General features: G+C 37.8%; 22 protein-coding genes. 16 read left to right on the top strand and 6 right to left on the bottom strand.

The window, feature by feature from the left end; all coding sequences use genetic code 11:
- Positions 1-35: 35 nt before the first annotated feature.
- The 5 genes from gyrB to dnaA form a co-directional block, all read right to left on the bottom strand.
- On the bottom strand, positions 36-1,961 hold the full coding sequence (gene gyrB, locus NSQ61_RS15815; RefSeq protein WP_063387742.1) for a DNA topoisomerase (ATP-hydrolyzing) subunit B: 1,926 nt from the start codon (positions 1,959-1,961) through the stop codon (positions 36-38).
- 195 nt (positions 1,962-2,156) lie between these two features.
- Positions 2,157-3,266: a DNA replication/repair protein RecF gene (gene recF / locus NSQ61_RS15820; RefSeq protein ID WP_063387743.1), complete on the bottom strand. Its 1,110-nt coding sequence runs from the start codon at positions 3,264-3,266 to the stop codon at positions 2,157-2,159.
- Positions 3,267-3,281: 15 nt separating this feature from the next.
- Entirely contained in the window at positions 3,282-3,497 is a 216-nt protein-coding gene (gene yaaA / locus NSQ61_RS15825; protein WP_066251626.1) for a S4 domain-containing protein YaaA, read from the bottom strand.
- Between the two features lie 166 nt (positions 3,498-3,663).
- Positions 3,664-4,800 carry a DNA polymerase III subunit beta gene (dnaN, locus tag NSQ61_RS15830; RefSeq protein ID WP_063387745.1) on the bottom strand — a complete coding sequence of 379 codons (1,137 nt, stop codon included), beginning with the start codon at positions 4,798-4,800 and terminating at the stop codon, positions 3,664-3,666.
- Between the two features lie 197 nt (positions 4,801-4,997).
- Entirely contained in the window at positions 4,998-6,362 is a 1,365-nt protein-coding gene (gene dnaA, locus NSQ61_RS15835; RefSeq protein ID WP_340807515.1) for a chromosomal replication initiator protein DnaA, read from the bottom strand.
- Between the two features lie 499 nt (positions 6,363-6,861).
- On the opposite strand from dnaA, the gene rpmH reads away from it, so the two are divergent.
- The 10 genes from rpmH to NSQ61_RS15885 all read left to right on the top strand — a co-directional run bounded on the left by rpmH (position 6,862) and on the right by NSQ61_RS15885 (position 16,299).
- Positions 6,862-6,996: a 50S ribosomal protein L34 gene (rpmH, locus tag NSQ61_RS15840; RefSeq protein ID WP_063387747.1), complete on the top strand. Its 135-nt coding sequence runs from the start codon at positions 6,862-6,864 to the stop codon at positions 6,994-6,996.
- Between the two features lie 86 nt (positions 6,997-7,082).
- Positions 7,083-7,433 (top strand): ribonuclease P protein component, encoded by a 351-nt coding sequence (gene rnpA, locus NSQ61_RS15845; protein WP_063387748.1) that lies wholly within the window; start codon positions 7,083-7,085, stop codon positions 7,431-7,433.
- A gap of 102 nt (positions 7,434-7,535) precedes the next feature.
- Positions 7,536-8,309 carry a YidC family membrane integrase SpoIIIJ gene (gene spoIIIJ / locus NSQ61_RS15850; protein ID WP_063387749.1) on the top strand — a complete coding sequence of 258 codons (774 nt, stop codon included), beginning with the start codon at positions 7,536-7,538 and terminating at the stop codon, positions 8,307-8,309.
- A complete protein-coding gene (gene jag / locus NSQ61_RS15855; RefSeq protein ID WP_094244817.1) occupies positions 8,306-8,974 on the top strand; it encodes an RNA-binding cell elongation regulator Jag/EloR in 669 nt (222 codons plus the stop codon). Before spoIIIJ ends, jag begins: the two co-directional genes overlap by 4 nt.
- Before the next feature lie 460 nt (positions 8,975-9,434).
- Positions 9,435-10,820, top strand: coding sequence for a tRNA uridine-5-carboxymethylaminomethyl(34) synthesis GTPase MnmE (gene mnmE / locus NSQ61_RS15860; protein WP_130158157.1), 1,386 nt, complete (start codon positions 9,435-9,437; stop codon positions 10,818-10,820).
- Positions 10,821-10,837: 17 nt separating this feature from the next.
- Positions 10,838-12,724 (top strand): tRNA uridine-5-carboxymethylaminomethyl(34) synthesis enzyme MnmG, encoded by a 1,887-nt coding sequence (gene mnmG / locus NSQ61_RS15865; RefSeq protein WP_063387752.1) that lies wholly within the window; start codon positions 10,838-10,840, stop codon positions 12,722-12,724.
- A 36-nt stretch (positions 12,725-12,760) separates the two neighbouring features.
- Positions 12,761-13,477, top strand: coding sequence for a 16S rRNA (guanine(527)-N(7))-methyltransferase RsmG (gene rsmG, locus NSQ61_RS15870; RefSeq protein WP_063387753.1), 717 nt, complete (start codon positions 12,761-12,763; stop codon positions 13,475-13,477).
- A gap of 105 nt (positions 13,478-13,582) precedes the next feature.
- On the top strand, positions 13,583-14,425 hold the full coding sequence (gene noc, locus NSQ61_RS15875; RefSeq protein WP_063387754.1) for a nucleoid occlusion protein: 843 nt from the start codon (positions 13,583-13,585) through the stop codon (positions 14,423-14,425).
- 265 nt (positions 14,426-14,690) lie between these two features.
- Positions 14,691-15,452, top strand: a complete 762-nt coding sequence (locus NSQ61_RS15880; RefSeq protein ID WP_063387755.1) for a ParA family protein — start codon at positions 14,691-14,693, stop codon at positions 15,450-15,452.
- On the top strand, positions 15,445-16,299 hold the full coding sequence (locus tag NSQ61_RS15885; protein ID WP_063387756.1) for a ParB/RepB/Spo0J family partition protein: 855 nt from the start codon (positions 15,445-15,447) through the stop codon (positions 16,297-16,299). The genes NSQ61_RS15880 and NSQ61_RS15885 overlap by 8 nt, the downstream gene beginning before the upstream one ends.
- 13 nt (positions 16,300-16,312) lie before the next feature.
- On the opposite strand, the gene yyaC is transcribed toward NSQ61_RS15885, so the two are convergent.
- Positions 16,313-16,930, bottom strand: a complete 618-nt coding sequence (gene yyaC, locus NSQ61_RS15890; protein ID WP_340807521.1) for a spore protease YyaC — start codon at positions 16,928-16,930, stop codon at positions 16,313-16,315.
- A 250-nt stretch (positions 16,931-17,180) separates the two neighbouring features.
- Between yyaC and NSQ61_RS15895 the strand changes: the two genes are divergently transcribed.
- From NSQ61_RS15895 to NSQ61_RS15920, 6 genes are all read left to right on the top strand, one after another.
- A complete protein-coding gene (locus NSQ61_RS15895; protein ID WP_063387758.1) occupies positions 17,181-17,387 on the top strand; it encodes a DUF951 domain-containing protein in 207 nt (68 codons plus the stop codon).
- Between the two features lie 148 nt (positions 17,388-17,535).
- Positions 17,536-18,633: a redox-regulated ATPase YchF gene (ychF, locus tag NSQ61_RS15900; RefSeq protein ID WP_063387759.1), complete on the top strand. Its 1,098-nt coding sequence runs from the start codon at positions 17,536-17,538 to the stop codon at positions 18,631-18,633.
- A gap of 103 nt (positions 18,634-18,736) precedes the next feature.
- A complete protein-coding gene (rpsF, locus tag NSQ61_RS15905; protein WP_063387760.1) occupies positions 18,737-19,024 on the top strand; it encodes a 30S ribosomal protein S6 in 288 nt (95 codons plus the stop codon).
- A 66-nt stretch (positions 19,025-19,090) separates the two neighbouring features.
- Entirely contained in the window at positions 19,091-19,588 is a 498-nt protein-coding gene (gene ssb, locus NSQ61_RS15910) for a single-stranded DNA-binding protein (protein WP_063387761.1), read from the top strand.
- Between the two features lie 43 nt (positions 19,589-19,631).
- The gene (gene rpsR / locus NSQ61_RS15915) at positions 19,632-19,868 is read left to right on the top strand and encodes a 30S ribosomal protein S18 (RefSeq protein ID WP_044748995.1); all 237 of its coding nucleotides are present in this window, start codon (positions 19,632-19,634) and stop codon (positions 19,866-19,868) included.
- A gap of 126 nt (positions 19,869-19,994) precedes the next feature.
- Positions 19,995-20,921 carry a YybS family protein gene (locus tag NSQ61_RS15920; RefSeq protein WP_066251762.1) on the top strand — a complete coding sequence of 309 codons (927 nt, stop codon included), beginning with the start codon at positions 19,995-19,997 and terminating at the stop codon, positions 20,919-20,921.
- Positions 20,922-20,951: the final 30 nt, after the last annotated feature.

The raw sequence follows: 20,951 nt of genomic DNA on the forward strand, positions 1-20,951 counted from the left end.
GAGAAATCAAAATGAGAATGGGGTGAACAAATCGATTAAATATCCAAATTTTTTACATAGCGTGCATTTTCTTCAATAAACTGGCGGCGAGGCTCAACTTTATCTCCCATTAAAATTTCAAACGTTTCATCCGCATCAATCGCATCCTGCAACGTTACTTGCAGCAGAGTTCTAGTTGACGGATTCATTGTTGTTTCCCAAAGCTGCTCAGCATTCATTTCTCCAAGTCCTTTGTAGCGTTGAATGCTTGGCTTCGGTTGGCTTGGAAGATTGGACAAAATTTTATTGAGTTGACGATCATTGTACGCATATTCAACCTTTTTGCCTTGTTGAATTCTATATAAAGGAGGCTGCGCAATATAAACATATCCTTTTTCAATAATTCCTCTCATGTACCGATAGAAAAAGGTAAGCAGCAATGTACGAATATGCGCTCCGTCCACATCGGCATCCGTCATGATCACTACTTTATGGTATCTCGCCTTCGAAACATCGAAATCTTCGCCAATCCCTGTTCCAATGGCAGTGATTATAGCACGCACTTCATTGTTAGATAATATTTTGTCAAGACGTGCTTTCTCAACATTTAAAATTTTTCCTCTCAAGGGCAAAATAGCTTGGAAATGTCTGTCCCGTCCCTGCTTTGCAGAACCGCCGGCAGAATCACCCTCAACGACAAACAATTCTGAGATGGATGGATCTTTTGACGAACAATCTGCTAATTTCCCAGGCAAATTTGAAACTTCTAATGCGCTTTTTCTTCTCGTTAATTCCCTTGCTTTTTTGGCAGCTAAACGGGCTCTTGCCGCCATCAGACCTTTTTCCACAATTTTTTTGGCTGTTTGCGGATGCTCAAAAAGAAACGTTTCGAACATTTCCGAGAAAATGGAATCAGTAATTGTTCTTACTTCGGAATTCCCGAGCTTTGTTTTCGTTTGTCCCTCAAATTGAGGATTAGGATGTTTGACAGAAATGATCGCGGTTAACCCCTCACGAACATCTTCACCTGATAAATTTTGATCGTTTTCTTTAATAGATCCAGTTTTTCTAGCGTAATCATTAATGACGCGAGTTAAAGCAGTTTTAAAGCCGGATTCGTGAGTACCGCCCTCATAAGTGTGAATATTATTAGCAAAAGAGTAAATATTACTTGTATATCCATCATTGTATTGAAGAGCGATTTCTATTTTTATTCCATCTCTGTCTCCTTCAATGTAAATTGGTTCTTCATGAAGAACCTCTTTTGTACGGTTGAGATGCTTTACATAGGAGATAATGCCGCCTTCATAGTAATATAAATTTTGCCGTCCTTTTTCGTCCCGCTTATCTTCTAATGTGATCTTGATTCCGCGGTTTAAAAAGGCAAGTTCTCGCAAACGCGACGCCAACGTATCATAATCATATTCAGTTGTTTCTTTAAAAATTTCAGGATCAGGCTTGAAATGCACAATGGTTCCTGTCGTATCCGTTTTTCCGACAATTTTCAAATCTTCACAAGGGACACCTCGGCGATATTTTTGATAGTAAATATTTCCATCACGATGAACAAATACCTCCAGTTCTGTTGACAGTGCATTCACAACTGAAGCTCCTACACCGTGGAGTCCACCAGAAACTTTATAGCCTCCGCCTCCGAATTTTCCTCCGGCATGAAGTACAGTCATGATGACTTCAACGGCTGGTCTTCCCATTTTTTCTTGTATTCCGACGGGTATTCCCCGCCCATTATCTTTTACTGTTATGCTATTGTCTTCTTCGATCGTCACATTTATTTCTGTACAAAAACCCGCTAAAGCCTCATCTATACTATTATCGACAATTTCCCAAACGAGATGATGAAGACCTTTGGAACTGGTAGATCCAATATACATTCCAGGTCTTTTTCGAACAGCTTCCAACCCTTCCAGCACTTGAATCTGGTTTTCATCATATGTTGTTTGTTCCTCATGATTTTGTTCCATCGCCACAATGATCACCTACACTTTTATAAACATAAAATCGATTGAATAGATAAAAAAATCTTTTTTCCACAAAAAAATCTAAATAGATTGATCCGCTTTTTTCAAAGTAATGACACGATCTATGCATGAGTAAAAAACAAGCTGCAGATGTTAAAATTCTTAATAGCATCATGATCTGTTTCAAAAAAAAATAATTTATATTAATTGTCCGGAAGATACACGATAGATAGCCGCTTCCTTCAAGGTTTTGTGATCAATTCCATCTACGCTTGTTGTTGTCACAAATGTTTGCACTTTCCCTTGAATGGCATTTAATAAATGAGATTGCCTAAAATCATCTAATTCTGATAAAACATCGTCCAACAATAATACAGGATAATCGCCAATCTCTTCATGGATCAAATCTATTTCGGCCAATTTCAGCGAAAGAGCTGTTGTGCGCTGCTGGCCTTGCGATCCGAATGTTTGAACATCCCGGCCGTTCACATAAAAAATAAGGTCATCTCTGTGGGGACCGGCTAACGTCGTTCCACGTTCTATTTCCTTTTCTCTTATTTTAGCAAACCTGTCATAGTATACTTCTACTATTTTCGACAAGTCTGCTTCTTCTGATACATCAACAGAAGGCTTATACTGAATTCTTAATTCCTCCATTCCCCTTGAAATGCTGGAATGAATCGGTTGTGCCCATTTTTCAAGCTGTTTAACAAACAAATATCTTTTTTTAATGATATTGCTCGCTGTCTCACACAGCTGAAGTGTAAGCACATCCAACATTTTTTCATCCGTCTGCTTTCTCGTTTGGAGAAGCTTTAAATAATGATTTCTCTGCTGAATGATTTTTTGATATTTGTTCAGTTGGTGCAAATAAACAGGAGAAACTTGTCCAATTTCCATATTGATAAAACGCCTGCGAATTTGCGGACTTCCTTTAACTAAATTCAAATCTTCCGGAGCAAACATAATCACATTGACGTGACCGACATATTCACTTAATTTTTTTTGTTCTAAATGATTTAATTTAGCTTTTTTCCCTTTGTTGGAAATAATTAATTCAACCGTAGAAAAACGATTTTGTTTTTCTATTCTCCCTTCTATTTTAGCATATTCCTTCTCCCATTGAATGAGCTCTTTATCATTGCTGGTTCGATGGGATTTCGCCATCGCCAAAACATAGATGCCCTCCATCATATTTGTTTTCCCTTGGGCATTTTCTCCAATTATCACATTGACTTTGTTTTCAAACTGTACATGAAGGGACTCATAATTACGGTAGTTCTTTAAACTGAATTCTTTTAAATACAATGAAGGTCACCAACTTCAGTTTTTTACAATAAAGGTTCCAATCTCTTTTACTTCTACGATGTCTCCGTCTCTTAATTTTCTTCCCCGGCGCTGTTCCCTCTCAGAATTTACGAGCACCTCATGCTCTTGCAGAAACCATTTTGCCATTCCGCCAGTTTGGATGACATCCGCTAATTTTAAAAATTGTCCGAGTGTAATATATTCACCTTTAATTTGAATCATACGCTTCATCTGAATTTCATCCGCTTTCTCAAAATAGTCTCTAACTTTTTATTTTACTAAATATTTCCCAATTCGAAAAGAAAGCTACTAGCTTTTTTGATTACTAGTAGCTTTCATTTTTATTTCCAGTACTTCAAAATAGAGGAATTTATCATAAAGAACCGGTGACAGCTGTTTAATATGTTCGGACAGGAAGAATCAGCTGCAAAACTGTTTCATCTTCGGGAACACGAATTAAAAACGGCCTCATCGCCCCCGTAAAGCTGATGCGAATTTCTGATCCTTCCACAGCTTTTAATGCATCTATCATATATTTTGCACTAAAGGAGATTTTTAAATCTTCTCCTTGTACATTTTTGGCATGAATTTCTTCAACAACCTTCCCAATCTCCGGTGAATTCGACAAGATTTCAACCTTCCCGTTAGGCAATGTTGTCAACTTGACGACATTATTCCGTCCTTCTCTTGCAAGAAGAGATGCGCGGTCTATTGCTTGTAAAAATTCTTTTGCATCAAGAATGATATCCGTTTTACTTTCCAATGGAATAAGCCTGCTCGTATCAGGGTAATTTCCATCTAAGAGGCGTGAAAAGAATAATATGTTTTTCGTCTTAAACAAAACTTGATTTTCTGTAATGACAATCTCGACAAGATCATCGTTTTCATCAAGAATTTTATTCAGCTCATTTAAGCTTTTTCCCGGAATAACGACATTATGCGCTTCAGAAATATTGGTTTCCACTTTTGCTTTCCGTAAAGCTAATCGATGGCTGTCCGTTGCAATACATGTTAATTCGCCATTTTCTAAACGCCAGTTTACACCGGTTAAAATTGGTCTTGTTTCTGAAACCGAAACAGCAAAAACTGTTTGTCGAATTAAGGTTTTTAATAGATCTGATGGAATTTTAAAAACGTTTTGCTCCTCAATTTCCGGCAATCTTGGATATTCTTCTGCATCCAAACCATGCAGATTAAATTCCGCACTTCCTGATCGAATAATAGTTAGAAAGTGGTTTTCCACTTTCATTTCCACTTTATCCTGCGGAAGCTTCCTCACAATATCACTAAAAAAACGAGCTTGCAAAACAATGCTTCCGGGCTCGATGATTTCCGCATGAATCGTTCCATTTTCTTCTGCAGGTATAAAGGACTCAATCGAAATGTCTGAATCACTGCCTGTTAATGAAATGCCCTCTTCTGTTGCGACAATTTTTATTCCGGTCAATATAGGAATGGTTGTTCTAGAGGAGACGGCCTTCATGACATCTTGGACGCTTTCAACAAGCTTATTTTTTTGGACGATAACTTGCATGTAAATCCTCCTTCTAAGGCTGCACTGCCATCTATCAAATACATTTTATATTATTATTTTTTAATTAAAAAATATAGTATAAGTAGTAATAGGGCTTGTGGATATGTTGATAACAATGTTAATGAAAGGAAGCACAGTCTATCCACATGTGGATAAACTGTGCATGCCAATGTCAAAGTTATTCACAATGTCCTCAACTAATGATAATGAATGGAATGCTTTAACTGTTCTTTTATTTCATTTATTTGATTTTGCAGCTGTGGGTCTTCTTCTAATAGCTTTGAAATTTTTTCATGAGCATGAATGACTGTTGTATGGTCTCTTCCTCCAAATTCTTCTCCAATTTTCGGCAAAGAAGAGTCGGTTAATTCTCTTGATAAGTACATGGCAATCTGTCTTGGAAATGCAACAGACTTTGTTCTCTTTTTTGCTTTAAAATCTTCCAATTTAACATTAAAATGCTGTCCAACTACACGTTGAATTTCTTGAATGGTAATAATTTTAGGCTTGGAGCTCGGTATAATGTCTTTTAATGCTTCTGCCGCGAGATCCGCGTTAATATCTTTATTAATGAGAGAAGAATAAGCTACTACGCGTATAAGGGCACCTTCTAGCTCACGAATATTTGTATCAATTTGGTTGGCAATATAAAGCATGACTTCATTTGGAATATCCAATCCATCAGCTTTCGCTTTTTTTCTTAAAATGGCAATTCTTGTTTCGAGGTCAGGAGGAGTAATATCTGTTATGAGCCCCCATTCAAAACGTGATCTCAGCCGGTCTTCAAGAGTAGGAATTTCCTTTGGCGGCCTGTCGCTTGATATGACTATTTGCTTGCTTTCCTCGTGAAGTGTGTTGAACGTATGGAAAAATTCCTCTTGTGTTTGTTCTTTTCCAGCAAGAAATTGAATATCATCTATCAATAGAACATCAACATTCCGGTATTTATTGCGAAATTCATCGGCTTTATTGTCACGAATTGAGTTAATAAATTCATTCGTAAATTTTTCTGATGACAAATAGACGACTCTCGCGGAAGGATTATGTTCTATTACATAATGGCCGATTGCATGCATTAAATGAGTTTTTCCGAGACCGACGCCACCATAAATAAACAGCGGGTTGTATGCTTTTGCCGGCGCTTCCGCAACAGCCAGGGATGCAGCATGGGCAAATCGATTTCCTGAGCCGATAACAAACGTATCAAAAGTATATTTTGGATTCAGCAGGTTTTGGGGAAATTCATTTGTCTCTTCCCCTTTTTTTGGCGATGTTTTAATGGGGGCTTTAGGCATAAATTCATCGTCTGTCAAATTTTGCGGAATGATAAATTTTATACCGATTTCTTCTCCTGTTAAATCATATATTGTGTTCGCGATTAAATGCAGGTATCTGGATTCCAACCAATCTCTCGCAAATTCATTTGGAGCAGTAATGATGAGCAAATCACCTTGTAAAGCGTGTGCTTTTGTAGATTTTAGCCAGGTATCAAAGCTCGGTTTACTGACCTTTTTTTTAATTTCGGCAAGCACCCGATTCCACAAGTCCTCTATGTTCTCCATGGCTCTTTGGGGTCACCCTCCTTTACATCGGCTGTAAAAAAATGAACAATGAATAAATATGCATTCCACATATGTTTGCACAAAAATATTAATATAGTAGAAAAATAACTTTTCTACAAAATTCAGAGAGTGTGGAAAACTTCCTTCACAGGGTCGTTAACAACTTTCCACAATTTATCCACAATGTGTGGATAATATAATGATAAATGAAAGATATTCAGAGGTAAAACACAAATATCATATCAAAATAACCTATGTGTTGCAATGGGTTTTGAAAGTTTATCCACAAGACAACATGCTGTTGAAAAAAATATTCACATGTCGATAAATGTGTGAAAAAAATGTCGATAATTGCTGTAAAACTGTATTTTTTATAAAAAAATATCCACAATGTTGTTTGCCGATAGTACAATGGACCTTAGTTGACAATTAGGATATTCCTTTACTATAATTAGAAAGACTGTCTTTTTAGAGTTAATCCTCGGGGAGGTGTCATAGAATGAAAAGAACATATCAACCAAATAAAAGAAAACGCAGCAAGGTTCACGGATTCCGCAGCCGGATGAGCACAAAAAACGGTCGAAAGGTTTTAGCTCGGAGACGCCGTAAAGGAAGAAAAGTATTATCAGCGTAGACCACTGAAAAAAAGTCAGTGGTCTTTTTTACACAAAATGAAGTTACTTGATCTCTCGAGTAAATCGGAGAGTCGGAGTGAATGGAATGAAAAAAAGGAACCGGATAAAAAAAAATAAGGACTTTCAAAAAGTATTTCAAAAAGGAAAGTCAATGGCGAATAGACAGTTCGTTATTTATATGCTTGATCAGCCGGATATAAAAGATTTTCGGATCGGGCTGTCTGTCAGTAAAAAAATTGGCAATGCCGTGACGAGAAATAAAGTAAAACGTTTGATTCGTCAAGTATTTTTAGAAGAGAAGGACAATATCGCTAAAGGGAAGGATTATATTATTATTGCGAGGAAACCGTCTGCGCAAATGAATTATCATGAGGTAAAAAAAAGTCTTGTTCATCTTTTTATAAAAATGAACATTTATCAGACAAAAAATCATTAAGAAATCAAAAGCAATTTTACAAAAAAGATGGTAAAATACTTTTTGAATGGAAACGGATTATTTTTAATTATGATATATAGAATTTGTTAGGAGGAAGTTTTTTTGAAGAAGCGAATAGTATTATTGCTGGCTATTCTTGGACTAGCATCTGTTTTGTCCGGGTGTACGGAAATAAATGAACCGATTACAAAAGACAGTGAAGGTTTTTGGAACCAGTACATTGTTTATCCGCTTTCTTGGTTAATTACATATTTTGCGCAGCTATTTGGAAATGATTATGGTTTATCCATTATCATCGTAACCATTTTAATTCGATTAGCGATTTTGCCGTTAATGATCAAACAAATTCAAAATTCAAAGGCCATGCAGGAAATTCAGCCGGAAATTTTAAAGCTGCGTGAGAAATACAGTTCGAAAGACCAAAAAACACAGCAAAAGCTTCAACAAGAAACAATGGCTTTATTTCAAAAGCATGGTGTTAATCCTCTTGCCGGTTGTTTACCACTATTAATTCAAATGCCAATTTTAATTGGATTTTACCATGCCATTATGAGAACCCGGGAAATTGCTGAACACAGCTTTTTATGGTTCGATCTAGGTGAGAGAGATCCTTATTTTATTCTACCTCTTTTAGCAGGCATTTTGACATTTGTTCAGCAAAAATTAATGATGGCAGGAACAGAAAACATAAATCCGCAAATGCAAACAATGCTTTGGATGATGCCGATTATGATTGTCATTTTTGCGGTGTCGTTCCCAGCAGCTTTATCACTTTATTGGGTAGTCGGAAATATTTTTATGATTGTCCAAACTCTTGTGATCAAAGGTTCAGATATACGCAAAGCTTCTGAAAAGGCAGGAGGAGCTCAAAAGTGAGAGAAATAACGTCTACTGGACAGACCGTTGAGGATGCTGTGAAGAAAGCCTTAAAAGAATTAAATGTTGAGCAGGAACAAGTGGATATTCGAATTATCGATGAAGGAAAAAAAGGGCTTTTTGGGATATTTGGCCAAAAACCTGCCATTGTCCATGTGAAATTAAAGGAAACAAGCGAATTGACGGATGCTTTGTTAAAATGGAACGAGAATACGGACCTTAATCCATTGGACGAGGCGAAAAATTTCCTTGAGCAGGTTATAAAAGAAATGGGAATTACAGCTTCCGTTGATATTAAACTCGAAGAAAAAACAGCGTATTTTAATATTAAAGGGGAAAATTTGGCAATTCTAATTGGAAAAAGAGGACAAACGTTAAATTCCTTGCAATATTTGACACAGCTTGTAGCGAATAAAACGTCAACCGATTACGTACCCATTATTTTGGATGCTGAAAATTATCGTGAAAAGCGCCGAGAGACTTTGACTCAATTGGCGGTAAAATTGGCAGATAAAGTTGTAAAAACAAATAAGGAATTTTCTTTGGAGCCCATGCCTTCTTTTGAAAGAAAAATCATTCATTCAACGTTAATGGAAGATGAAAGGGTTCAAACGTATTCAGTCGGAACAGAGCCCAATCGATATGTCGTCATCGCACCAAAATAAGTTTTTTGATGAATTGGAAAGCCAATTCATCATTTTTTTTAGCCTCCAAATAGATGTCTTTAAAAAGGAATTTTCGGTTTCTGTCAACCTCTATTAAAGACTCTTCAACTTTTTTGGTACCTCTTTGATTTTTCAAGCCCAGCAGTTTTTTAAGCTGTTTCTCCAGTTATCAAATCATTTCGTTTTTCATTATTTTGAATTACGAGACATGCAGATCTAACCCCATGGAAGATTAACTGGCTTGTTTCTTAAACGTTACGGTATTGTGAATAAGTGAAAAGTAGCGAAATATTGTTATGAACATGTGGATAAGTTAAAATAATAAATTAGATAATTTTTTTTGTGGATAAACATTGTGCTTTTCTTTTTTCTAGACTATATGGTATTTTTAAACTTTGGTGAATGAAAACAACTGCCGGATTGGTTTATGATAGATCGCAACAAAAAGCGAGGTGAGACAATGGAATTTGATACAATAGCAGCAATTTCCACCCCGATGGGAGAGGGAGCCATTGCGATTGTCCGATTAAGCGGCGATGAGGCGGTGGACATTGCGGATCGCATTTTTCAAAGCCCTGCAAAGAAACAATTAAAAGATGTTCCAACCCATACGATTCATTATGGAAAAATAATTGATCCCGATACGCAAGAAATGGTTGAAGAAGTGATGGTTTCTGTCATGCGGGCGCCTAAAACATTTACAAGAGAAGATGTTGTTGAGATCAATTGCCATGGAGGTCTCGTAACAGTTAACCGCGTTTTGCAGCTAGTTCTTAAGCACGGCGCTCGTTTGGCGGAACCAGGAGAATTTACGAAGAGAGCATTTTTAAATGGAAGAATTGATTTGTCTCAAGCGGAAGCTGTGATTGATTTAATTCGGGCTAAAACCGATAAAGCAATGAATGTTGCTCTTGGGCAAATGGAAGGCCGTCTTTCAAAGCGCATCAAACGGCTGCGTCAGGAAATTCTTGAAACGCTCGCACATGTTGAAGTCAACATCGATTACCCCGAATATGATGATGTCGAAGAAATGACACATAATATGTTAATTGAAAAAGCTTCGTACGTGCGAGACGAAATTGAAAAACTGCTTTCAACTTCTAACCAAGGGAAAATATTGAGGGAAGGCTTATCAACCGTTATAATTGGGCGGCCAAACGTTGGCAAATCTTCTTTGCTCAATGGACTCGTTCATGAAAATAAAGCGATTGTAACTGATATACCAGGAACGACAAGGGATGTAATAGAAGAATATGTCAATGTGAGAGGTGTTCCTCTCCGTCTTATCGACACGGCTGGAATTCGTGAGACGGAAGACATTGTAGAAAAAATCGGTGTGGAACGATCCCGACAGGTATTGAAAGAAGCTGATTTAATTTTATTTGTGCTAAACTATAACGAAGAGCTCTCGGAAGAAGATAAAAAATTGTTTGAAGCCGTGAAGGGAACAGATTTTATTGTCATTGTCAATAAAACTGATTTGCCGAAGAAAATCGATATGGATGAAGTGAAGAAGCTTGCCAATGGACATCCAATTGTGACCACTTCCTTAAAGGAAGATAGAGGGATCGATGAATTGGAACAACAGATCAGTTCTTTGTTTTTTAAAGGGGATCTTCAAGCAGATGATTTAACTTATGTTTCCAATACACGCCATATTGCGTTGTTATCTCAGGCCAAAAAAGCTGTTGAAGAGGCTATAGAGGGAATAGAACAAGGCGTCCCAATCGATATTGTTCAAATCGACTTAACAAGAACGTGGGAACTCCTCGGCGAAATCATTGGCGACAGTGTACATGAAAGCTTAATTGATCAGTTGTTTTCGCAATTTTGCTTAGGTAAATAGGAAAGGGTGTGAATTTGATGCGATATCAAGCCGGTGAATATGATGTAATCGTGGTTGGCGCAGGTCATGCGGGCTGTGAGGCGGGTCTTGCGGCTGCAAGGCTTGGTGCTAAAACATTAGTAGTGACCATTAATTTGGATATGGTAGCTTTTATGCCATGTAATCCTTCAATCGGCGGGCCGGCAAAAGGAATTGTCGTCCGTGAGATTGACGCGCTTGGCGGAGAAATGGGAAAAAACATCGATAAAACATATATTCAAATGAGAATGTTAAATACAGGAAAAGGACCTGCTGTTCGTGCACTTCGAGCACAAGCCGATAAAGTTTTATATCAAAGGGAAATGAAAAAGACGCTGGAGCAGGAAGAAAATTTAACATTGCTTCAAGGAATGGTCGAAGAATTAATTGTAGAAGACGGTATATGCAAAGGGATCGTGACGCAGACAGGAGCCGAATACCGTTCGAAAACAGTTGTTTTAACAACAGGGACGTTTTTGCGTGGAAGAATCATTATCGGCGACCTTTCTTATTCAAGTGGACCAAACAATCAACAGCCGTCCATTAAGCTGTCAGAGCATTTAGAAAAGCTTGGATTCGAACTTGTTCGTTTTAAAACAGGGACACCTCCAAGAGTCAACAGTAAAACCATTGATTACAGCAAAACAGAAATTCAACCTGGAGACGAGGAGCCGCGCGCATTCTCCTACGAAACAACGAAATATATTACCGATCAGCTTCCTTGTTGGCTGACGTATACAAGCAGTGAAACTCATAAAATCATTGACGAAAATTTGCACAGATCGCCCATGTATTCTGGTATGATCAAAGGGACAGGACCTCGTTATTGTCCGTCTATTGAAGATAAAATTGTCCGTTTCCATGATAAACCGCGCCACCAAATCTTTTTGGAGCCAGAGGGCCGTAATACGGAAGAAGTCTATGTTCAAGGGCTTTCTACAAGCCTGCCGGAAGATGTACAGCGCCGTATGATATCTACCATTCCGGGGCTTGAAAATGCACAAATCATGAGAGCTGGATATGCCATTGAATATGATGCGATCGTACCAACGCAGCTATGGCCGACGCTAGAAACGAAAAAAGTGAAAAATTTATATACGGCAGGACAAATTAACGGAACTTCAGGATATGAAGAAGCAGCTGGTCAAGGAATTATGGCCGGTATTAATGCCGCTAGAAGAGCGTTGAATAAAGAAGAGATCATTCTCAGCCGTTCTGATGCTTACATCGGTGTATTAATAGACGATTTGGTGACAAAAGGAACGAACGAACCATACCGTCTTTTAACATCAAGAGCCGAATACCGTCTTCTCCTTCGCCATGACAATGCGGATTTGCGTTTGACAGAACTCGGATACAAAATCGGTTTGATTAAAAAAGAGCGGTATGAAAAGTTTTTGGCCAAAAAAGAAGCGATAGAAAATGAGAAAAAACGCCTCCGTTCCATCATTATCAAGCCGAATGAACAGACTCAAAAACTGATTGAAGAAGTCGGAGGAAGTCCGTTAAAAGACGGCATCCGTGCCTCAGACCTTTTGAAGCGTCCAGAAATAAATTATGAACATATAAAAATGCTTACCGAAAGTGAAGCTTTGCCTAAAGAAGTGGAGGAGCAGGTAGAAATTCAAATCAAATATGAAGGATATATTGAAAAATCGTTGCAGCAAGTAGAGAAATTAAAACGCATGGAAAACAAAAAAATACCAGAAGACATTGATTATGACGCTATCAATGGACTTGCAACAGAAGCGCGGCAAAAATTAAAACAGGTTCGGCCGATATCAGTTGCACAGGCTTCACGCATATCAGGCGTCAATCCGGCGGATATTTCTATTTTACTTGTTTATTTGGAACAAGGCCGTATCGCCCGCGTGTCTAATGAATAAAGAGATTTATTACAATGGAGACGAAAGGATAGAGCGATGGACAGTATTCAGTTTCAAACGTTGCTGGAGGAAAGAGGGATTTCACTTTCCTCACAAGCATTGGAACAATTTGAAGCATATTTCAAGCTCCTAACGGAATGGAATGAAAAAGTGAATTTGACGTCCATAACGGATCGGACAGAAGTGTATATCAAACATTTTTATGATTCTATTTCGGCTGCTTTTTTTTATGATTTTAACAGACCTCTTTCCGTTTGCGATGTTGGAGCGGGTGCTGGTTTTCCCGGCATTCCGCTGAAAATTTGCTTTCCTCATTTGCAGTTGACAATCGTTGACTCTTTGAAAAAACGAATTACGTTTTTAGAGCATTTAACTGCTCAACTAAATTTGGAAAATGTCTTTTTATACCACGATCGTGCGGAAACGTTCGGTCAAAAGAAAATATTTCGGGAATCTTTTGATATCGTGACAGCTAGGGCTGTAGCACGATTATCCGTACTAAGTGAACTTTGTATCCCGCTCGTGAAAGTAAATGGTGATTTTTTGGCATTGAAGGCTCAATCGGTAAAAGAAGAATTAAAAGGGGCAAATAAAGCGATCTCATTATTTGGCGGACAAGTCCAGACGATTCATTCCTTTCAATTGCCCATTGAAAAAAGTCAGCGCAATATCATTGTGATTCATAAACATCGTGCTACTCCGAAAAAGTATCCTAGGAAGCCCGGCACACCAAATAAAATGCCTATTGAGTAACTTGTTCGAAAATAATATTTTTTGTTTGTCATTTTTAGCAGGAAATTTGTCTAGAAAACGAGAAATTTAATAAATGCTGGTAGTTTCTAAAGGTGGTGTCAGCATATGAAGCATCCTTTTTCTCGATTATTTGGCTTTGGGGAAAAAGATGTGACGGACTTTGAAGAAGAAAAAGATGTAAAAGAAGAAATTTTGCATATTCCTGTTGATGAGATCGTCCCTAATCCATTTCAGCCGAGAACTGTTTTTTCTGAAGATAAAATTGATGAATTGGCGCAAACAATCCGAACTCATGGCATTATACAGCCGATTGTTGTCAGAAAAACGGATGAACGGTATGAAATTATTGCCGGGGAAAGAAGATGGAGAGCTGTCAAAAAACTTGGATGGATGGAAATTCCGGCTATAGTAAAAAATTATAATGATAAAGAAACCGCTTCAATCGCCTTAATTGAAAACTTGCAGCGGGAAGAATTATCAGCCATTGAAGAAGCAGTTGCTTATGCAAAATTAATTGAACTCCATCAGCTGACTCAAGAAGCGCTAGCTCAAAGGCTTGGAAAAGGACAATCGACGATTGCCAATAAACTACGTCTGCTGAAGCTCCCAAAAGAAGTTCAAGAGGCATTGTTAAACAAATCCATTACGGAACGTCATGCGCGAGCACTCATTCCTTTAAAAGATCATGAATTGCAAATTAAATTGTTAAACGAAATTATTGAAAAACAGTTAAATGTTAAACAAACAGAAGATCGCGTAGTTAAAATGTTAGACCAAAAAGAAGAAAAGCAAAAACCGAAAAGAAAAGCTTTCAGCAGAGATACGAGAATTGCTTTGAATACGATTCGGAAATCTTTGACTATGGTGGCTGAAACAGGAGTTAAAATAGATTCAAAAGAAGAAGAATTTGAAAACTATATACAATTAACGATCAAAATTCCAAAATAACTCTTCACACTTTTTCGTGAAGAGTTTTTTATTATAAAAATACTTAGCAAAAAGACTTGGACAGAATGTTCGACAGCAACAAATTATTTTCCGGGAAATACGACAATATTTTATTTTTTTGAAAAAAGAATGAATTCCTAGCATTTCCACCTACAAAAGAAAAAAGTTTGTGAAACATCCCCAAAGATATCACCTACATTTAAGCATTTTCGTGATAAAATAAAATACAATAGAACATTTGAAGTAGGAGAAAGCAGGTGACACCGTGTGTAAGATCATTTCCATAGCGAACCAAAAAGGCGGCGTTGGAAAAACCACAACTTCCGTTAACCTCGGAGCTTGCTTAGCATACACAGGAAAGCGGGTTCTATTAGTCGATATAGACCCTCAAGGTAATGCGACAAGTGGGGTTGGTATTGAAAAAGCGGATGTCGACCTTTGTGTGTATGATCTTTTAGTAGAGGATGCAGATGTAAAAAAAGTCATTAAAACAACACAGATTGAAAATCTTGATGTGATTCCAGCAACTATTCAACTTGCAGGTGCTGAAATTGAATTAGTTCCGACGATTTCCCGTGAAGTCCGATTAAAAAGAGCGCTTGAACCAGTGAAGCAGCAATATGATTACATATTAATAGATTGCCCGCCTTCGCTCGGACTTTTAACACTCAATGCGCTAACGGCTTCGGATTCGGTCATTATTCCAGTTCAATGCGAGTACTATGCTTTGGAAGGATTAAGCCAGCTGTTAAATACTATTCGGTTGGTTCAAAAACATTTGAATTCGGATTTGATGATTGAAGGTGTATTGCTGACAATGCTTGATGCGCGGACTAATTTAGGCATTCAAGTAATTGATGAGGTAAAAAAATACTTTCAAGACAAAGTGTATCAAACCATTATTCCACGAAATGTGCGGCTTAGTGAAGCACCGAGCCATGGACAGCCTATTATCCTTTATGATTCAAGATCCAAAGGAGCAGAGGTTTATTTAGAATTAGCAAAGGAAGTGGTGGCAAATGGCTAGAGGATTAGGGAAAGGAATTAATGCACTTTTTGCCAATTTAGAACTGAATAAGGAAGAAGTGGTGCAAGATATTAAAATAGGGGATTTACGTCCAAATCCTTATCAACCGCGAAAAACATTTGACCCTGGTTCGATTGAAGAGCTTAAGCAATCCATTTTGCAGCACGGAATTTTACAGCCGCTGATAGTCCGAAAGAGCATAAAAGGCTATGAAATTGTAGTCGGTGAACGCCGTTATCGAGCAGCAAAAGAAGCGAAGCTTAAGACAGTTCCGGCAGTTGTGAAAGAGTTGACAGATGAGCAAATGATGGAAATCGCTCTATTAGAAAATTTGCAAAGGGAAGATTTAACCCCGATCGAAGAGGCGAAAGCGTACCAATCGCTTTTGGAGCATTTGAACATTACACAAGAAGAATTGGCAAAACGTCTTGGCAAAAGCCGTCCGCATATTGCCAATCATTTGCGGCTCCTAAGCCTTCCACCGTTCGTCCAAACATTGATATCTGAAGGCAAGCTATCAATGGGTCATGGGAGAACATTGCTTGGCATAAAGAAAAAAGAGAAACTTGAATATTTAGTGAATAAAATTTTAAAAGAAAATTTAAATGTCCGGCAAGTAGAACAGTTAGTGCAGCAGATGAATGAAAGTGTTTCACGTGAAACAAAGAAAAAGATAGAGAAAAAAGATGCTTTTATACGTGAACAAGAATCGTTTTTACGAGAAAAATTTGGAACATCCGTTTCCATTAAGCAGCAAAAGAAGAAAGGTAAAATAGAGATTGAGTTTTTTTCGAAAGAAGATTTGGTGCGTATTTTAGAACTGTTGGATGTAAAAGTATCATCTTGATGTTGAAGAACAGCTAAAATTCAAATCCTCTTCGAAATAGCGATACGTTTGATTGTTCAGATTCCCTTATAGACTTGAAGGCATTGATCAAACTTGCTGAGATGACGTCAGCCATGCTCATAACAAGATGGAGCCTCGTATTTTGCAAAACAAAAAACTCCATAAAGCCGCTGACATTAACGATTCCGGTGATGTGCATGTCTCCGACCGCCGGAAGAGATTTATTGACAGCTGCACCTGGCTTTAAGGGACCTTCCGCTACTTGAAAAGAACCAATGTTTTGATAGAGACCTAAACAAGCATCCACAGCAATGATGAAGGGATGTTCGAACTGATTGTTTATTGTCTCAATCGTTTCTCCTAAATTGACAGCATGAACCGGAGATTTCAAAGTCCCAAATATATGAACATGAGTTAAATTTTGTTCCATTAGCTTCGTCCCGACTATCGGACCTAACGCATCTCCTGTTGAACGATCTGTTCCAATGCATAAAACGACGATGGAATCTTGATGTTCTTTTGGTATAAGACTTCCAATTTTTAGAGATAATTTAGTAACAGCATCTGTATGATGATAAAAGATTCTTTCTTTTTCTTTTTTATAAGGGAAAAAATTTGTTTTTATATTCATCGGCCATTCACCCCCTGAAATAGTATTACCAGTATACGGAATATTTAAATTTTCTATACCTAAAAATGAATAGTGTTTATACCTTCAAACGGGATTGGCTTGATGAAAGGTACAAATCAAATACAAAACTTGTTAAAATAAATCTATCATGGCGCCATCTAAGTATAGATGGCTTTTCGCTTTAACTAAAAAGATATACTGTATGTTTGCTATAAATGGAATATTTAAGGAAGGGATGATGACGGCTTAGATGGTTAACAAGGAATTTGACCTTTATGATATTGTTGAAATGAAGAAACCTCATCCTTGCGGAGAAAATCGCTGGAAAGTGATCCGAATGGGAATGGATATCCGTATTAAATGTGAAGGTTGCAGCCATAGTGTTCTCATGCCGAGAAAAGAATTTGTAAGAAAGATGAAAAAAGTCATTGAAAAACATAGTGAGAAGCAACAATGAAAGACTGCTGCCTTAAATCGGCAGTCTTTTTTTTATAGAGCTGATCGATTTGGAGGATGAAAGCTTGTCATTTTTCTTGTTCCTATCTATAATGGGTGAAGATTAGTTGATGAGATAGTGTCCGTACAAAAAGAGGAGTGGAAAATTCATGGGATTAACTGCTGGTATTGTTGGTCTTCCGAATGTTGGAAAATCAACGCTGTTTAATGCGATCACACAAGCGGGGGCCGAGAGTGCGAACTATCCGTTTTGCACCATTGATCCGAACGTAGGAATTGTTGAAGTGCCTGATTATCGCCTGCAAAAGCTTTCAGAATTATTTAAGCCGAAAAGAACGGTTCCGACAACATTTGAATTTACTGATATCGCAGGAATTGTCAAAGGGGCAAGCAAGGGAGAAGGCCTTGGCAATAAATTTTTGTCTCACATTCGCCAAGTGGATGCAATTTGCCATGTTGTTCGCTGTTTTGATGATGAAAATATTACGCATGTTGACGGAAAAGTGGATCCGATTGCAGATATTGAAACAATTAACATCGAGTTAATTTTGGCCGATTTGGAAACAGTTGATAAACGGATCGATCGCGTTGCCAAAATAGCAAAACAAAAAGACAAGCAAGCTATGTTTGAATATGAAATTTTAATGAAGTTAAAAGAAGCGTTTGAAAATGAAAAGCCCGCCCGTTCTGTTTCATTCACGGAAGAACAGATGAAATATGTAAAACAGCTTCATTTGCTCACCATTAAACCTGTACTTTATGTAGCAAATGTTAGTGAGGAAGATATATCCTCTGGAAGTAATGAGTATGTGGAAAAAGTGCGCAAATATGTTGCTGCGGAAAATGCCGAAGTAATTGTCGTATGTGCAAAAATTGAATCTGAAATGGTCGAGCTTGATTCGGAAGAAAAAGAAATGTTTTTGCAGGAGCTTGGAATTCAGGAATCTGGTTTAGATCAATTAATTAAAGCATCTTATAGCTTGCTGGGACTCGCCACATATTTTACTGCTGGGGAACAAGAGGTTCGGGCATGGACGTTCCGCAAAGGAATGAAAGCACCTGAGTGCGCAGGCATCATTCATTCTGATTTTGAACGGGGATTTATTCGGGCCGAAACAGTTTCCTATACAGACTTAATTGAGGCAGGTTCGATGGCTGCTGCAAGAGAAGCTGGAAAGGTTCGATTGGAAGGAAAAGATTACGAGGTTCAAGACGGAGATATTATTCATTTTCGATTCAATGTCTAATGTTGCGGGATCAATAAAATTTTGCTATAATTTTGGTTTGTGAGTAATGATAATTACTCCTTGCCCGAATTGGGCCGTCAAGACCAAAAGGAGGTGTAAGAGAATGAGAAAATACGAAATTATGTATATTATCCGTCCAAATATTGAAGAGGATGCTAAAAAAGAGCTAGTTGAGCGTTTTAACGGCATTCTTGTGAACAATGGTGCGGAGATTACAGAGGTGAAGGAATGGGGAAAACGCCGTCTCGCTTATGAAATTAAAGACTTCCGAGATGGTATTTACATGATTTTAAACGTTCAAGCTTCACCTCAAGCGGTTGAAGAATTTAACCGTTTGGCAAGAATCAATGAAGATATTTTACGTCATATCATTGTTAAAGAAGAAGAGTAATTTGTTCCAATATACGTGTTAAAATGGTAATATCATCTTAAAAGACATTTTAGGAGTGGTTCTGAAATGATGAATCGTGTCGTTTTGGTCGGTCGGCTTACAAGAGATCCCGAATTACGATACACGCCCAGCGGTGTAGCCGTTGCAACCTTTACATTGGCAGTTAATCGAAATTTTACAAATCAGCAAGGGGAACGCGAAGCAGATTTTATCAACTGTGTCGTTTGGCGGCGTCCTGCGGAAAACGTAGCCAACTATTTAAAAAAAGGCAGCCTTGCGGGTGTTGATGGCCGTCTTCAAACACGCAGCTATGAAGATCAAACGGGAAGAAGAGTATTTGTAACAGAGGTTGTGGCGGACAGTGTTCAATTTTTAGAACCGAAGAGTGCCGCAGTCGGGAATAATTCGGGATTTTTTGCAGGAAATCAAGGAAATGCAAATCCATATGGCGGTGCACCATTTGATCCAAACCGGAATAATCAGAACCACCAAAACTTTGACGATGATCCATTTGCTAATGATGGACAACCGATTGATATTTCAGATGATGATTTACCATTTTAACCGATTGTACGCCTAGATAAATGTAAAGAAGGGAGGAATTGTAATGGCTGGACGCAGAGGCCGCGGTAAACGCCGGAAAGTGTGCTATTTCACAGCAAACGGCATTACGCACATTGATTACAAAGATGTTGATTTGCTTAAAAAATTCATTTCTGAACGCGGAAAAATTTTGCCTCGCCGTGTAACAGGAACGAGTGCAAAATATCAACGGAAATTAACAGTTGCCATTAAACGGGCCCGTCAAATGGCATTGCTTCCTTATGTTGCAGATGATAAATAAGAAATTTCAAAGGCAGCAAGGTGAATCCCTTGTTGCTTTTTTCTTGTCCGTTAAATGAAACCATGATTTGATTGTTTAAAAAGTCTAGATTAAAATAATGGTATGAGTCTTGATTGAGGTGAGTCTGTGAAACGTACGAATGTTTTAACAGAAGGTGCTATATTCGTTGCTATTTATACCGTTTTTCTATTAATTACTTTATATGTTCCGATATTAAGCGTTATATCAATATTTTTCCTTTCGACGCCGTTTATTATTTTCGGTATCCGCCACGGAATCAAGCAGTCTTTTGTTTTATTATTAGCATCAATCGTGATGACATTTTTGGTCGGCTCCATCGTTTCGCTGCCGATTGGGCTCATGTTCAGTGTGACAGGTATCATAATGGCATACTTTTATCGTCAAAAACGGCAGCTGTTTGCGTTAATAGGCGGCACCATTTCATTGCTCATCAATTTCGTTCTTGATTATGCGTTATCAATTGTTTTTTTGGGCGTTGATCTTTTTAGTGATGTCATACAACAAACCAAGTCTTCAGTAAGGGAAACATTAGCCGCATTCCCTTCAATGGATGAAGAAATGAAAAAAACAATGATGGAGCAAATGAACGAGCAGTTTGATTTATTAATGAACTTGCTTCCGAGCATGTTTGTCATTGTGTCATTTATGTTAGCCGTGATTATACATATATTGAACATTGGGATTATAAAAAGATTAAAATTGAATGTTGGAACAATCACCCCTTTCCGCGACTGGAAATTTCCAAAAAGTATTATTTGGTATTATTTAATCGCCACTCTCCTTATGCTTATCAATTTGCCTAAAGAATCTTTTTTAAATATCGCGCTTTACAATATTGTGTTTGTTTTACAGACTGTGCTTTTAATTCAAGGGTTTTCCTTTATTTTTTATTTTTGTCATGTGAAAAAACTTTCGAAAGCAGTGCCGGTATTAATTGTAATTGGAACATTTATTTTGCCAATTCTTCTTTATCCAGTACGAATATTGGGAATCATTGATTTAGGGTTTAATCTCCGCGAAAAAATACGTTAGGCCTTGGTTCGTTCTTTTTGCAAGGAGCTG

The sequence above is a fragment of the Aeribacillus sp. FSL K6-1121 genome (assembly GCF_038003725.1).
Classification (GTDB): domain Bacteria; phylum Bacillota; class Bacilli; order Bacillales; family Aeribacillaceae; genus Aeribacillus; species Aeribacillus composti.